The organism is Novosphingobium sp. B1 (assembly GCF_900176395.1).
GTDB lineage: Bacteria > Pseudomonadota > Alphaproteobacteria > Sphingomonadales > Sphingomonadaceae > Novosphingobium.
This window is the reverse complement of the sequence record NZ_FWXL01000003.1, coordinates 340,876-353,355: the sequence shown is the minus strand read 5'-3', so window position 1 is coordinate 353,355 and position 12,480 is coordinate 340,876. Positions and strand designations below refer to the sequence as shown.

16 protein-coding genes are annotated in these 12,480 nt (G+C 63.0%); 11 read left to right on the top strand and 5 right to left on the bottom strand.

What is annotated here, in order from left to right; all coding sequences use genetic code 11:
- Window positions 1-33: 33 nt before the first annotated feature.
- A complete protein-coding gene (locus B9A23_RS07560; RefSeq protein ID WP_084278238.1) occupies window positions 34-1,461 on the bottom strand; it encodes an MFS transporter in 1,428 nt (475 codons plus the stop codon).
- Window positions 1,458-2,306, bottom strand: a complete 849-nt coding sequence (locus tag B9A23_RS07555; RefSeq protein WP_084278237.1) for an SDR family NAD(P)-dependent oxidoreductase — start codon at window positions 2,304-2,306, stop codon at window positions 1,458-1,460. Before B9A23_RS07555 ends, B9A23_RS07560 begins: the two co-directional genes overlap by 4 nt.
- Before the next feature lie 193 nt (window positions 2,307-2,499).
- On the opposite strand from B9A23_RS07555, the gene B9A23_RS07550 reads away from it, so the two are divergent.
- The 3 genes from B9A23_RS07550 (at window position 2,500) to B9A23_RS07540 (ending at window position 5,678) form a co-directional block, all read left to right on the top strand.
- Window positions 2,500-3,660, top strand: coding sequence for an acyl-CoA dehydrogenase family protein (locus B9A23_RS07550; RefSeq protein ID WP_084278236.1), 1,161 nt, complete (start codon window positions 2,500-2,502; stop codon window positions 3,658-3,660).
- A gap of 3 nt (window positions 3,661-3,663) precedes the next feature.
- Window positions 3,664-4,803, top strand: coding sequence for an acyl-CoA dehydrogenase family protein (locus B9A23_RS07545; RefSeq protein WP_084278235.1), 1,140 nt, complete (start codon window positions 3,664-3,666; stop codon window positions 4,801-4,803).
- 71 nt (window positions 4,804-4,874) lie between these two features.
- A complete protein-coding gene (locus B9A23_RS07540; protein ID WP_084278351.1) occupies window positions 4,875-5,678 on the top strand; it encodes an SDR family oxidoreductase in 804 nt (267 codons plus the stop codon).
- A gap of 51 nt (window positions 5,679-5,729) precedes the next feature.
- Here B9A23_RS07540 and gmk read toward each other — a convergent pair whose 3' ends face one another.
- The 3 genes from gmk to B9A23_RS07525 form a co-directional block, all read right to left on the bottom strand.
- The gene (gene gmk, locus B9A23_RS07535) at window positions 5,730-6,380 is read right to left on the bottom strand and encodes a guanylate kinase (protein ID WP_084278234.1); all 651 of its coding nucleotides are present in this window, start codon (window positions 6,378-6,380) and stop codon (window positions 5,730-5,732) included.
- A 67-nt stretch (window positions 6,381-6,447) separates the two neighbouring features.
- Window positions 6,448-6,840 carry a hypothetical protein gene (locus tag B9A23_RS07530; protein WP_084278233.1) on the bottom strand — a complete coding sequence of 131 codons (393 nt, stop codon included), beginning with the start codon at window positions 6,838-6,840 and terminating at the stop codon, window positions 6,448-6,450.
- 37 nt (window positions 6,841-6,877) lie between these two features.
- Window positions 6,878-7,375 carry an SspB family protein gene (locus B9A23_RS07525; protein WP_084278232.1) on the bottom strand — a complete coding sequence of 166 codons (498 nt, stop codon included), beginning with the start codon at window positions 7,373-7,375 and terminating at the stop codon, window positions 6,878-6,880.
- An 86-nt stretch (window positions 7,376-7,461) separates the two neighbouring features.
- Here B9A23_RS07525 and hisB point away from each other — a divergent pair, with 86 nt between their 5' ends.
- The 8 genes from hisB to B9A23_RS07490 all read left to right on the top strand — a co-directional run bounded on the left by hisB (window position 7,462) and on the right by B9A23_RS07490 (window position 12,426).
- The gene (hisB, locus tag B9A23_RS07520; RefSeq protein WP_084278231.1) at window positions 7,462-8,055 is read left to right on the top strand and encodes an imidazoleglycerol-phosphate dehydratase HisB; all 594 of its coding nucleotides are present in this window, start codon (window positions 7,462-7,464) and stop codon (window positions 8,053-8,055) included.
- Complete coding sequence (gene hisH / locus B9A23_RS07515) at window positions 8,048-8,677, top strand: imidazole glycerol phosphate synthase subunit HisH (protein ID WP_084278230.1); 630 nt, start codon at window positions 8,048-8,050, stop codon at window positions 8,675-8,677. Before hisB ends, hisH begins: the two co-directional genes overlap by 8 nt.
- 67 nt (window positions 8,678-8,744) lie before the next feature.
- Window positions 8,745-9,884: a glycoside hydrolase family 130 protein gene (locus tag B9A23_RS07510; protein ID WP_084278229.1), complete on the top strand. Its 1,140-nt coding sequence runs from the start codon at window positions 8,745-8,747 to the stop codon at window positions 9,882-9,884.
- A gap of 22 nt (window positions 9,885-9,906) precedes the next feature.
- Window positions 9,907-10,632, top strand: coding sequence for a 1-(5-phosphoribosyl)-5-[(5-phosphoribosylamino)methylideneamino]imidazole-4-carboxamide isomerase (gene hisA / locus B9A23_RS07505; RefSeq protein ID WP_084278228.1), 726 nt, complete (start codon window positions 9,907-9,909; stop codon window positions 10,630-10,632).
- A gap of 1 nt (window position 10,633) precedes the next feature.
- Window positions 10,634-11,395 (top strand): imidazole glycerol phosphate synthase subunit HisF, encoded by a 762-nt coding sequence (gene hisF / locus B9A23_RS07500; RefSeq protein ID WP_084278227.1) that lies wholly within the window; start codon window positions 10,634-10,636, stop codon window positions 11,393-11,395.
- Window positions 11,396-11,493: 98 nt separating this feature from the next.
- A complete protein-coding gene (locus B9A23_RS22195) occupies window positions 11,494-11,658 on the top strand; it encodes a PEP-CTERM sorting domain-containing protein (RefSeq protein ID WP_139797375.1) in 165 nt (54 codons plus the stop codon).
- A 65-nt stretch (window positions 11,659-11,723) separates the two neighbouring features.
- Window positions 11,724-12,047 (top strand): phosphoribosyl-ATP diphosphatase, encoded by a 324-nt coding sequence (locus tag B9A23_RS07495; RefSeq protein ID WP_084278226.1) that lies wholly within the window; start codon window positions 11,724-11,726, stop codon window positions 12,045-12,047.
- A gap of 1 nt (window position 12,048) precedes the next feature.
- On the top strand, window positions 12,049-12,426 hold the full coding sequence (locus B9A23_RS07490) for a histidine triad nucleotide-binding protein (protein ID WP_084278225.1): 378 nt from the start codon (window positions 12,049-12,051) through the stop codon (window positions 12,424-12,426).
- The last annotated feature ends 54 nt before the right edge of the window (window positions 12,427-12,480 follow it).

The following is a 12,480-nucleotide window of genomic DNA, read 5'->3' as shown; positions in this document are numbered from 1 at the left end:
TAAGTCATGTCGCTGGTCGCGGTCATTCCGTCGTCACGGATGAAGCCCGGTCGCATCGGGATCGACGCGAGCCACCTGATCCAGCCGTGCCAGCCGCGCCTCGTGCGTTGCGCGGTCGATCGGAAACTTCCTGACGATGAGGGCGGTCAGCACGGCGAGCAGGGCAATGCTCGCGCAGTAGGCAATGCTCAGGCGATAGGTCACCTCGGGCAGGACTGCATCGGGCGGGGTGTTCGCCTCGAGACCCGCAAAGCTCAGCAGAAGACCGGTGATGAACACACCCAGCCCGCCGGCACACTTGCTGGCAAGGAATGCGCCTGCTGCAAGAGTGCCTTCGGACCGCCGCCCGGTCTGCTCTTCCGATGCCTCGACGACGTCGGCAACCATGGACCACAGCGTCATCGTGCCTGTCACGGTGAATGTATTGGACAGGAATGTGCAGGCGAACATGATGCCGATCGAAGCCGTCGTGCCGTCTTCAGGCCAAAACCCCTGCCAGCGAAGCAGCAGCGGGCCCGCCCAGAACACCATGCCTAGCGGCGCCATGCGCATGACCGTGCCAGCCTTGCCCCACCGGAATTGCGCCTTGCCCACCAGCAGCGAAGCACCGATCACGCTGCCAAACAGCAGGAACGGGAAAACCTGAAGCGCGGTCGTGGTGAATTTCCAGACATAGAGATAGAGGTAGTTCGACAAGGCAAAAGTTATGCCTTGGGCGGTGAGCGCAGCGGCGATTCCGCCCATCACGATCAGGCAGGCCGGGTGGGAAAAGCTTTCACGTATTTCCGCCAGCGAAGCGATCGCTCCCTTGCCCTGTCCCGTCCGCTCGGGCGGCATGCCCTTCACCCAACGGTGCTGACTGATCGCCGAGATCAGCACGCATAGCGCCATCAGTGCCGCGCCGAACAACCCGAAGTTGCGATACCCCTCACGCGCCAGCATGGCATTTGGGAGGAATACCCCATAAGCCAGAAGCAACATCAGCAGTCCGCCGCCCCACGAAAACATGAAGCGGAACCGGGTCAGACGCGTGCGCTCGTCGTAGTCCCGCGTGATCTCGGGAATGAGCGCGGCCGAGGGCACCTCGCACATGGCGACCAGAGCGCGCACGAGAATGGCCGAAACCAGCAGCATGCCGAAACTGGGATCTCCGATCGGGGACCACAGGAAAGCCCACGCGAGCGCCAACGGTATCGGGGCAAGGTAGAGAAACGGCAGCCTGCGTCCCCATCTGGTCCTCGTATTGTCGCTGAAATGGCCGACGACCGGGTCAATCAGTCCATCAAACACGAGCGCGATCAGCAATGCGAGGCTGACCAGCCGCGCATCCATGCCAAGAACCTGGTTGTAGAAGAGCAGCAGGAACGTCGCGAAGCCGTTGTCCTTCACCCCGTAAGCAACGCTTCCCAGCCCATTGGCGAGGGCGAGGCGGGTAGGTACGCGGCCCTCGATCGGGATCATGCAGCCTTGCCGCTTTCTGCCATCTGCTGGAGCGCGTCAAACAGGCCCGGCATCGTCGGATCCCAGCTATGGCGCGGCCCGATGGTAATACCGCCATCAACAATCAGCGATGTGCCGGTAACGAAACCCGCTGCCTCACTCGCAAGAAACAACACCGCCTGTGCAATGTCGTCCGGCTGTCCGCCGCGGGCAACCGGTTGCGCCTGTTGCGACATTGCCGCGATCGCGCCCTTGGCCTGTGCCTCAAGCTCGGCCGGCATTTCCAGCGAAGAGGTGAAGATATTGGTGTTGATGAAGCCGGGCTGCACCGCATTCACCCTGATCTGGTGCTTGGCAAGATCTGCGGCGGCAACCTTGGTCAGATGAAGGACGCCGGCCTTCGCCACGGCGTAGGCGGTCGGCGAATAGCCTGGGCCGACGGCGGCAACACTCGACGTATTTACGAACGATGCACCCTTGCGACCGATCATGTGCGGCACGGCGTAGCGGATCCCGAAGGCGACAGAGCGCAGCAGCAGGTCCATGGTGCGGTCCCAGCCATTCGGTTCGATCTCGTCGATCGGGGCGCGGTCGCCGCCGGCGCCGGCATTGTTGAATACGCAGTCGATGCCGCCGGTCTCTGCAGCGGCGCGGTCCATCAGGGCCTTGATGTCCTCGGTGCGGGTGACGTCGCAAAGCGCGCTGACGACCTTGCCATTTGATGCAGAGGCTGTCTGTTGCAGGCCCGCCTCGTCGATGTCGGCGGCGTAGACCATGGCGCCTTCGGCAGCAAAAGCGATCGTTGTCGCCCGTCCGATCCCCGAAGCCGCGCCGGTCACCACGACCGTCTTGCCGTTGAATCGCATCCCTCTCTCCAGCATTTTTCTATCGTTTTACGTTTACGTCAGCTTAGGCGCGAAAGATGGTCCGTCAATGCCGATGCACTTTACGCTACGGCATGCGAGACTTGCCCCAAAGCGCAGGAAACTGCCCGCAAATCCGCGCTTGCCAGATCATCGCGACTCGCTTTAACCTTCCGGTTAAGAGAGGAGCACAATCATGTCAGACCTTGAGGCTTTCCGCGCGGAAATCCGCGCATGGCTCGAAGAAAACTGCCCTGCCGAAATGCGTGAACCCGTCCGCGACGAGGGCGACGTGTGCTGGGGCGGGCGCAATTTCCAGTTCAAGAACGAAGCGCAGAAGACCTGGCTCGAGCGCTGCGTGGCCAAGGGCTACACCGTACCCGACTGGCCAAAGCCCTACGGCGGCGCCGGCATGTCTCCGGCGGAGGCCAAGATCTGGCGCGAGGAATGCGCCCGCATTGGCGCACGTCCGCCGCTCTCGAGCTTCGGCATCTGGATGCTCGGCCCTGCGCTGCTCAAGTTCGGCACAGAAGAGCAGAAGGTCCACTACCTGAACCAGATCGCCCGCGGTGAGATTCGTTGGTGCCAGGGCTATTCGGAACCCGGTTCCGGCTCCGACCTCGTCAGCTTGCAGACTTTCGGCGAGGACAAGGGCGATCACTGGGTCGTCAACGGCCAAAAGATCTGGACTTCCTACGCTGACAAGGCCGACTGGATCTTCTGCCTCGTCCGCACGGACAAGACCAACAAGTATCAGGGCATCAGCTTCCTGCTGTTCGACATGACCACCCCGGGCGTGACGACCAAGCCGATCAAGCTCATCAGCGGCAACTCACCGTTCTGCGAAACCTTCTTCGACAACGTCGTCGTGCCGAAGGACCAGATCGTTGGCGAACTGAACCGTGGCTGGGACGTCGCCAAGTACCTGCTCGGCCACGAACGCGAGATGATCTCGGGTGCAGGTGGTGGTGATCGTCTCAACGCGATTGGCGCGGTAGTTGCCCGCAATGGCCTTGAAGACCCGATCCTGCGCGCCGACCTCGCCATGTTCGATGTCGATGCCTTGGCCTATGCCTGCATGGGCGAGAAATTCCTCGATGAAGCCAAGGTCGGCCGCGCCCATCCGGCACAGCCCAACATGATGAAGTACGCGGGCACCGAGCTTAACAAGCGGCGGCACGAACTGCTCATGTCGGCCGGTGGCGCCACTGCGCTCGAATGGGATAGCGAGCGCACAAATGGCGGGACACCGTCGCGTTCGTGGCTGCGCACCAAGGCCAACTCGATTGAGGGCGGCACCAGCGAGGTCATGCTCAACGTCATTTCCAAACGCATTCTCGAACTGCCGGGAGCCTGATCGATGCCTCTCTATCACACCGAAGATCAGGCCATGCTGGCCGAGAGCGTCACCGGCTTCATGGCCGACGAAGGCGGCATCAAGAAGCAGTTGCGCCATTATCGCGACATGAACTGCCAGGACGGTTTCGGCCATACCCTGTGGAAGCAGTTTGCCGAGATGGGGCTGACCGGCATGCTCGCCGCAGAGGCCGACGGGGGCCTTGCCATGGGCCACGTCGAGGCGGGTATCGTCCTGCGCGAGATCGGTCGCAACCTTACCCCGTCCCCCTTCCTGACCACCTCGGTCATGGGCGTCACCGCGCTGTCTGGCGGTTCCGAGGAGATTCGCGGCCGCTGGCTCCCCGGCGTGCTTGCAGGTGACAGCGTGCTGGCGGTCGCGGTCGATGAAGGCCCCAAGCATCGTCCAGAACGCATTGCCTGCAAGGCCGAGAAGGCCGGCAACGGCTTCCGTCTGCTGGGCCGCAAGGCCTTCGTAGTGCAGGGCGCATCGGCAGACGCGATCATCGTCGCTGCGCGCACCTCTGGCAGCGACACGGATAATGACGGCATCACGCTGTTCGCGGTGCCGAAGGACGCTGCAGGCATCAACCACGAGAACCTGCGTCTCGTTGACAGCGCGATGGCCAGCAACGTGACTTTCGACAATGTCGAGCTTGATGGCGATTGCGTGATCGGCGAGGTCGATGGCGGTCGTGAACTGCTCAACAAGGTCATTCGCGCCGGCCGCATCGGGGCCGCTGCCGAACTGACCGGTGTCGGGCAGGGTGCCTTTGACATCACCACAGCCTACCTCAAGACCCGCAAGCAGTTCGGCCAGCTGATCGGCGAATTCCAGGCGTTGCAGCACCGCGCCGCGCATCTCTATTCCGAACTGGAAATCGCCGAAGCCGCAGTGATCAAGGCGCAGCAACTGCTCGACGGCAATTCAGACAAGGCAGACCTCATGGTCTCGGTTGCCAAGGCAAAGGCTGCCAAGGCCTGCAACCTGTCGGTGCGTGAAGGCGTGCAGATGCACGGCGGCGTCGGGATGACTGACGAGTATGACATCGGCCTTTACATGAAGCGGGATCGTTCGCTCGCCGAATTCATGGGCGACCAATACTACCACGCCGAGCGCGTGGCCCAGCTCAGCGGCTACTGATGCAATCGCCCCTTCCCGCATGGGGAGGGGCACAGCGACCCGGAAACATGGGCGCGCAGGGGAACAGACTCATGGATTTCAGCAAGCTCTTCAGCCTCGAAGGCCGCATTGCGGTCGTCACCGGCGGCTCTCGCGGCATTGGCGAGATGATCGCCGAGGGTTTCATCGCCGCAGGTTGCGAACGCGTCTACATCACCGCCCGCAAGGCAGCGGTGGTCGAGGAAACCGCCGCGCGCCTTGGTGAAAAGTGCATCGCATTGCCAGGTGACATCTCCAACGTCGCGGGCATCGAGCAATTGGCGGCCGACCTTGCATCGCGCGAAAGCAAGCTGGACATCCTCGTCAACAATGCTGGCGCTGCGTGGGGTGCGGATTTCGAGGATTTCCCCGAAGTGGGCTGGGACAAGGTCATGGACCTCAACGTGAAGACCCCCTTCTTCCTGACCCAGAAGCTGCACGGTCTGCTCAAGGCTGCAGCCAGCAAGGACCAGCCGGCCAAGGTGATCAACATCGCTTCGATTGATGGCCTGCGCATCAACCCTTGGGAAACGTACAGCTATCAGGCCTCGAAGTCGGCCCTGATCCACTTGACCCGCCGCATGGCCGCGCGCCTGATCAAGGATCAGATCGTCGCCAGCTGTATCTGCCCGGGTGCTTTCCCATCCGAAATGAACAAGGCCGCAGCGAAGAACCCGGAAGCATCGGCAAAGGGCATTCCCTCGAAGCGTATCGGCACGATCGAGGACATGGCCGGCGGTGCAATTTACCTCGCCAGCCGCGCCGGCGACTACGTTGTCGGCACGCCGCTGCCGATCGACGGTGGTATCGTCAATGGCTGGGTGCCTGAGAACGCGGTCGACCCGTCGGGACACTGAATCCGGTGGGATTGAAGGCGCCTTCGCTTGTGCGAGGGCGCTTCCTCCGGTTCAGCCCCGCATCAATCCGCGCACAAAGTCGATCAGTCCGGTCTGACGCGTCCGCTTCATCCGTTCGGCTGCCAGAATCTCGCGGACCTTGGCGAAGCAGCCCTCGACCTCGTCGTTGATCACCACGTAATCGTAACCGTCCCAGTGGCTGATTTCGGCTTGCGCGCGCGCCATGCGTGCGGCGATCACTTCGGCGCTGTCGGTGCCGCGCCCCGTGAGGCGACGGTGCAGTTCCTCAAGGCTCGGCGGCAGGATGAACACGCGCACCACATCGGCCTGCGCCTTCTGGTAAAGCTGCTGCGTGCCCTGCCAGTCGATGTCGAACAATACATCGCCGCCCGCTTTCAGCCGGTCACGGATGTGCGCCTTGGGCGTGCCGTAGCAGTTTCCGAAGACCACCGCCCATTCGTAGAACTCGTTCGCCTCGACCATCCGGTCGAACTCGGCCTTGTCGACGAAGTAGTAGTCCACGCCCTCGACCTCGCCCGGACGCATCGGGCGGGTGGTGACCGAAACCGACGCCTTGATCTCGGCATCCTCGTCGAGCAGCTTGCGTGCGATTGTCGTCTTCCCCGCGCCCGAAGGCGAGGACAGGATGAACATCAGGCCCCGGCGGTGCAGGGTGTCGTCGTCGGTGGACTCGTGAACCATGTGCGCTAGTGGCGCATCGGTTCCCGCATGGTCAAGTGGGGATAGCGCAGCATGGCAAGCAGCAGGCTCAGTCTTCCTTGCCGCGCTCCACCTGTTCCTGAATAGCGATTTCGCCAGCGACCGCAGCCTTGCGGCTGCGCTTGCGGTCGTAAAGCGTCTTGGCCAGCAAGCCGCCACCGACCACGATAGCGCCGGGAACCGAGCGCGTTGCCAGCCGCGCAATGCTGGCACCGACCAGTGTCTGCACCATGGAACGGCCCTCGATCAGGCGGCCTGCCTTCTTCGGTCCCATCTTGCTGGCGATCAGCCCCTTTTCCACACCGCGGCGCAGCAGCAGGCTGCCTGTGCGCAGGGCGATGTCGGCAAGGATAAGGTTGGTCATCGGGTTGGGGCTCGGCGACGGCACAGTGCCCGCGGCGTCCTTTGCCGCAATGGCCAGCTTCTTGCCCTTCTTCGCCATAAACCCCAAGCCTTCTGTCAGTGGGGCAGTACGCCCCTTACTTCTTTTTCCCGAAATCGACCGTGACGACATTCGAGCCATCATCGGTCCGTTCAACGGCGGGCTTTTCGGCTTGTTCCGGCGAATCGTTTTCCGCCGGCTCGATTGGTTCGGCCTCGTCATCGACAACGGCCTGGAATTGCAGGCCGAAGTCCACGGCTGGATCGACAAACGCGGTAATTGCCGAGAATGGAATTATCAGGGTCGACGGGATCTGGTTGAACGATAGACCCACGCTGAACTGGTCGGATTCGACCTTCAGGTCCCAGAACTTGTTCTGGAGAACGATGGTCATCTCGTCGGGAAAGCGCTCGCGCAGCCGCTGCGGGATGTCCACGCCCGGCGCGCCAGTCTTGAATGTGATGTAGAAATGGTGCGCGCCCGGCAGCATCCCGCCACCGGCGGCAACTTCGCCCAGCACGCGACCGACCACGGCGCGCAGCGCCTCCTGCACGATTTCGTCGTAGGGGATCAGGCTGTCAGGTGCATCGCTCATGGCGTCACAACTGACCGCCCCGGCCGTTCGGGTCAAGTGGGCACGGACATTGATTCTAAACCACAGCGGGGTATAGGCGCTTTCCCATGCGCACCGGATCTATCACGCGAAAGACCGAGGAAACCGACATTGCCGTGTCGGTGAACCTCGATGGCACCGGCACCTACAAGGTGGAGACGGGCATCGGCTTCCTCGATCACATGATCGAGCAGTTCAGCCGGCATTCGCTGATCGACATCGAATGCCGGGTGAAGGGTGATCTCCACGTCGACCAGCACCACACCACCGAGGACAGCGCCATCGCGCTGGGCCAGGCGATCGCGCAGGCACTGGGCGACAAGAAGGGCATCACCCGCTACGGCCACACCTATTCTCCGATGGACGAGGCGCTGAGCCGCGTCGCGCTCGACATCTCGGGCCGCCCGGTGCTGATCTGGAAGGCTGCCTTCACGCAGCCTCGCCTTGGCGAGATGGATACCGAACTGTTTGAACACTGGTTCCAGTCGATCAGTCAGGCTGCGGGCATCACGCTCCACATCGAAAGCCTCTACGGCTCGAACAACCACCACATCATCGAGGGCATCTACAAGGGCTTTGCCCGCGCCATGCGTCAGGCGATCACCATCGATCCGCGCAAGGCTGATGCGGTCCCGTCCACCAAGGGCATTCTCGGTGGCTGATACCCTCGCGCTGGTTGATTACGGTGCGGGCAACCTCCGCTCGGTCGCCAATGCGCTGAAGGCGGCGGGGGCAGAAGGCGTTGTGGTTACAGCCGACCCAAACGTGGTCCGCGCCGCTGACCGTATTGTTCTGCCCGGCGTCGGTGCGTTCAAGGCTTGTGTCGAGGCGCTTGAAGCCGTGCCCGGTCTGGTCGAAGCGATGGAAGAGCGTGTCATTGTCGGTGGCGCGCCGTTCCTTGGCATCTGCGTCGGCATGCAATTGCTGGCAGATCGCGGCATCGAGTTCGGTACGACCGACGGTCTTGGCTGGATCGGTGGCGAGGTGCGGGTGATCGAACCTGCCGACCCGTCGATCAAGGTCCCGCACATGGGCTGGAACGATGTCGCGCCGATGCCGCACAAGGGCGGGGCCGAACTGCTGGAGCCGGGTGAGGCCTATTTCCTGCACTCGTATCACTTCGTACCCGAAGAGGGCGCGCATGTTGCGGCGATGAGCGACCATGGTGGCGGGATCGTCGCAGCGGTCGCGCGGGACAACATCCTCGGTGTGCAGTTCCACCCGGAAAAGAGCCAGTCGTACGGCCTCTCGCTGCTTGCCCGCTTCCTCGAATGGAAGCCCTGACGGGTTAGCCCGAGGGAACTGTATCGCAGCCGGAGGCCTTTCCTTCCTTTGAAGGAGGCCTCCCTGCATGACCACATATCCGTTCGACCGCCTGGTGTTCACACCGTTCATGGTGGACCTTGCGCAGTCCCCGTTGCGTGGTCACTTCGATGCCGAGACTTACGTGCTGGGGGCCTTCAACCCCGGCATGACCGTGCTGCCAAATGGCAACCTGCTGTTCATCGTCCGTGTCGCCGAAGCGCTGCGCCAGCCCATTCGCGACGGCAAGGTCCACGCGATCCGCTGGCATGAAGGCGGCTACGTCCTCGATGGCTGGCCGCTCGAACTGGCCGACACATCGGACCCGCGCAAGTTCATGCTGCATGGGGGCGGCTGGAAGATCATGGCGCTGACCTCGCTCTCCTGGCTGCTGCCGGTGGAAATGTCGCCCGATGGCCTTAACGTCGTCGCCGTTCATTGCGACAAGGCGATCACGCCGCAAGGATCGTTCCAGTGCTATGGCATCGAGGATGCCCGCATTTCGCGCATGGGCGAGGGCGCTTACCTGATGACCACCTGCTCGGTCAGCCCGGAGCGCCATTCGACAACAATGTATTCCTCCGACAATGGCCTCGACTGGACTTTCGAGGGCATCGTCCTCGATCACCAGAACAAGGACATGCTGATCTTCGAAGGGCTGGTCCACGGCGAATACTGGGCACAGACCCGCCCCCTCGGCGACCTGTACTTCGCCTACCCGCCGGGTAGCGAATGGCGTGCCGGACCTTCCATCAACCTGGCAACCTCACCGGACGCGCTTCACTGGAAACCGCACATCGAACCCGGCATCCGGCCCCATGCCGGCACGGCTGCAACCGCACGCATGGGTGGAGGCACGCCGCCCATTCTGACCGAGATTGATGGCCAGCGCGGCTGGTTGACCCTGTGGCACGGAGTGGAGCCGAAGGAGATTGTCGGCATCTATCGTACCTACTGGTCGCTGCTCGATCCGGACCAACCTTGGAAGACAATCGGCGGCAGCCACACCCCGCTGCTCGAGCCCAATGCAGACCTGACGCGCCCTCTCGAGGACCTGCTTTATTTGCGCGATGTCGTATTCACCACCGGCATCGCAGAGTTGGAGGATCGCTACATCATCGCCTCGGGCGAGGCCGATCTGGCCTGCCGCATCACGCATGTGCCCAAGGAAGCCTTCCGTTCCGCGTGAACGCCTGCTAGGCGCGCGGTCCATGATCGTCTTTCCCGCCATTGACCTGAAAGCTGGCCAGGTCGTTCGCCTCGCCGAAGGAGACATGGACCGCGCCACGGTCTACGGCGACAACCCCGCCCATCAGGCGAGCCTGTTTGCCGCAGCCGGATCGCAGTACCTCCACGTCGTCGATCTCGACGGTTCCTTCGCGGGCCGCGCCGAGAATCGCGAGGCGGTTGAAGGCATCCTCAAGTCCTTCCCCGGCCATGTGCAACTCGGCGGCGGCATCCGCACGCGCGAGGCGGTTTCGGGTTGGTTCGATCTTGGCGTCAGCCGCGTCGTCATGGGCACCGCTGCACTCAAGGACCCGCAGTTCGTGAAGGACATGGCGAAGGAGTTTCCCGGTGGCATCGTGGTCGCGGTTGATGCGCGCGATGGCATGGTTGCCACCGAAGGCTGGGCCGATGTGTCCGACGTCTCTGTCGTGGATCTCGCCCGTCGCTTCGAGGACGCGGGCGTCGCCAGCCTGCTGTTCACCGACATCGGCCGCGATGGCCTGCTCAAGGGCGTGAACCTTGACGCCACAGTCGAACTCGCCCGCCGGGTGGATATTCCCGTGATCGCCAGTGGCGGTGTGAAGGGCATTGACGACATCCGCATGCTCAAGATCCACGAGGCGGACGGGATCGAGGGCGTCATAACGGGGCGCGCGCTTTTCGAAGGCCGCCTTGACCTTAAGGCCGCGATCCAGATGGCCGAGGCCTGACATGACCGTCCGCGTCCGCGTCATTCCCTGCCTCGACGTTCGCGATGGCCGCGTGGTGAAGGGCGTCAACTTCGTCGACTTGCGCGATGCCGGTGATCCGGTCGAGCAGGCCCGCGCCTATGACAAGGCCGGGGCGGACGAACTGTGCTTCCTCGACATTTCCGCCAGCCATGAAGGCCGCGGCACCCTGCTGGATGTCGTCGCGCGCACCGCCGAGGTCTGCTTCATGCCATTGACCGTGGGCGGCGGGGTGAGGGCGGTCGAGGACGCGCGCGCACTCCTCCTCGCCGGTGCCGACAAGGTTGCGGTCAATTCCGCCGCCGTCGCCCGGCCCGAACTGGTGCGCGACATTGCCGAGAAGTTCGGTGCGCAGTGCGTGGTCGGTTCGGTCGACGCCCGCCGCACCGAACCGGGCAAGTGGGAAATCTTCACCCACGGCGGACGCAAGGCCACCGGCATCGATGCGCTGGCACACGCCGTCAACCTCGCCACGCTCGGTGCAGGCGAACTGCTGGTCACCTCGATGGATGGCGACGGAACGCAAAAGGGCTACGATCTCGAACTGACCCGCGCCATCGCAGATGCCGTGCCGGTGCCGGTCATCGCCAGCGGCGGCGTCGGCAGTCTCGATCACCTTGTCGAAGGCGTGACCCGGGGCCACGCCAGCGCCGTGCTCGCCGCCTCGATCTTCCACTTTGGCACGCACTCGATTGCAGAAGCGCATGCCGCGCTTCGGGCCGCGGGGCTCCCGGCAAGAGGATGAGTCCCAAGATGGGGCATTAACCATCTGTTATAAGGGATTTTACCGAATCGCGAGGTCTGGCATTGGCTTGGTGTTAATTGTCCAAGGTCGCTTGCGCTGTGCTTCGTATCGGAACTTCCCTCTTCGTAGCCCTGCTGACGGTAGCGCCAGCCATGGCGCAGTCGAGCGGCATCTCGATCCCCGAGCCGACCGATGGCGCCCTTTTCGGCATCGGTCTCGTCGGCCTGATCGTTGGCCGCCACATCGCCAAGCGCCGCAAGTAGCCGCATCGCCGGACATTTCCGGTTGCGCTTGACCAGCGCCCTCCATCCGCGCCATTGCGCATGCCATGGAACACGGTGAAATCCTTGCCCGGCTCGAAGCCACGATAACCCAGCGCCGTCAGGGCGATCCATCTGCCAGCTATGTGGCCAGGCTCAACGCCAAGGGCATTGCCAAGATCGCGCAGAAGGTCGGGGAAGAGGGCACCGAGACCGTCATCGCAGCACTGGCTGGCGACCGCACGGAACTGGTCGGCGAAGCGGCCGACCTTATCTTTCACCTGATGGTGCTGCTGTCGGCCAAGGATGTGCCGCTGGCCGAAGTCCTGGATGAGCTCGAACGGCGCGAAGGCACCTCGGGCATTGTTGAAAAAGCCAGCAGGAGCAACTGACATGGCCGTTGACGCAACGCTGCCTTATGACGAGCAGAACATATTCGCGAAGATCCTGCGCGGCGAGATACCCAATCGCACCGTCTATGAAGATGACTTCGCACTCGCCTTCCATGACATAAATCCGCAGGCGCCCACACACGTGCTCGTGATCCCGAAGGGTGCCTATGTGTGCTGGGACGACTTTTCGGCAAAGGCAACTGAAGCGGAGATCGCCGGTTTCGTTCGAGCGGTCGGCAAGGTCGCTCGCGATCTCGGTCTGGTTGCTCCGGGCTATCGCCTGCTCGCCAACACCGGAACCGACAGCCATCAGGAAGTGCCGCATCTGCACGTTCACCTCTTCGCCGGGCAGCCGCTCGGCCCGATGCTGGTGCGCTGAAAGGGTTCAACACGGGGGCAAGCCGTTAACCACCCCTTGCCCTTCGACTCGTCG

What these genes read in the sequence shown, in the direction of transcription:
- B9A23_RS07560 (WP_084278238.1), bottom strand. Translation starts at nt 1,461, where the DNA reads ATGATCCCGATCGAGGGCCGCGTACCTACCCGCCTCGCCCTCGCCAAT.
- B9A23_RS07555 (WP_084278237.1), bottom strand. Translation starts at nt 2,306, where the DNA reads ATGCGATTCAACGGCAAGACGGTCGTGGTGACCGGCGCGGCTTCGGGG.
- B9A23_RS07550 (WP_084278236.1), top strand. Translation starts at nt 2,500, where the DNA reads ATGTCAGACCTTGAGGCTTTCCGCGCGGAAATCCGCGCATGGCTCGAA.
- B9A23_RS07545 (WP_084278235.1), top strand. Translation starts at nt 3,664, where the DNA reads ATGCCTCTCTATCACACCGAAGATCAGGCCATGCTGGCCGAGAGCGTC.
- B9A23_RS07540 (WP_084278351.1), top strand. Translation starts at nt 4,875, where the DNA reads ATGGATTTCAGCAAGCTCTTCAGCCTCGAAGGCCGCATTGCGGTCGTC.
- gmk (WP_084278234.1), bottom strand. Translation starts at nt 6,380, where the DNA reads ATGGTTCACGAGTCCACCGACGACGACACCCTGCACCGCCGGGGCCTG.
- B9A23_RS07530 (WP_084278233.1), bottom strand. Translation starts at nt 6,840, where the DNA reads ATGGCGAAGAAGGGCAAGAAGCTGGCCATTGCGGCAAAGGACGCCGCG.
- B9A23_RS07525 (WP_084278232.1), bottom strand. Translation starts at nt 7,375, where the DNA reads ATGAGCGATGCACCTGACAGCCTGATCCCCTACGACGAAATCGTGCAG.
- hisB (WP_084278231.1), top strand. Translation starts at nt 7,462, where the DNA reads ATGCGCACCGGATCTATCACGCGAAAGACCGAGGAAACCGACATTGCC.
- B9A23_RS07510 (WP_084278229.1), top strand. Translation starts at nt 8,745, where the DNA reads ATGACCACATATCCGTTCGACCGCCTGGTGTTCACACCGTTCATGGTG.
- hisA (WP_084278228.1), top strand. Translation starts at nt 9,907, where the DNA reads ATGATCGTCTTTCCCGCCATTGACCTGAAAGCTGGCCAGGTCGTTCGC.
- hisF (WP_084278227.1), top strand. Translation starts at nt 10,634, where the DNA reads ATGACCGTCCGCGTCCGCGTCATTCCCTGCCTCGACGTTCGCGATGGC.
- B9A23_RS07495 (WP_084278226.1), top strand. Translation starts at nt 11,724, where the DNA reads ATGGAACACGGTGAAATCCTTGCCCGGCTCGAAGCCACGATAACCCAG.
- B9A23_RS07490 (WP_084278225.1), top strand. Translation starts at nt 12,049, where the DNA reads ATGGCCGTTGACGCAACGCTGCCTTATGACGAGCAGAACATATTCGCG.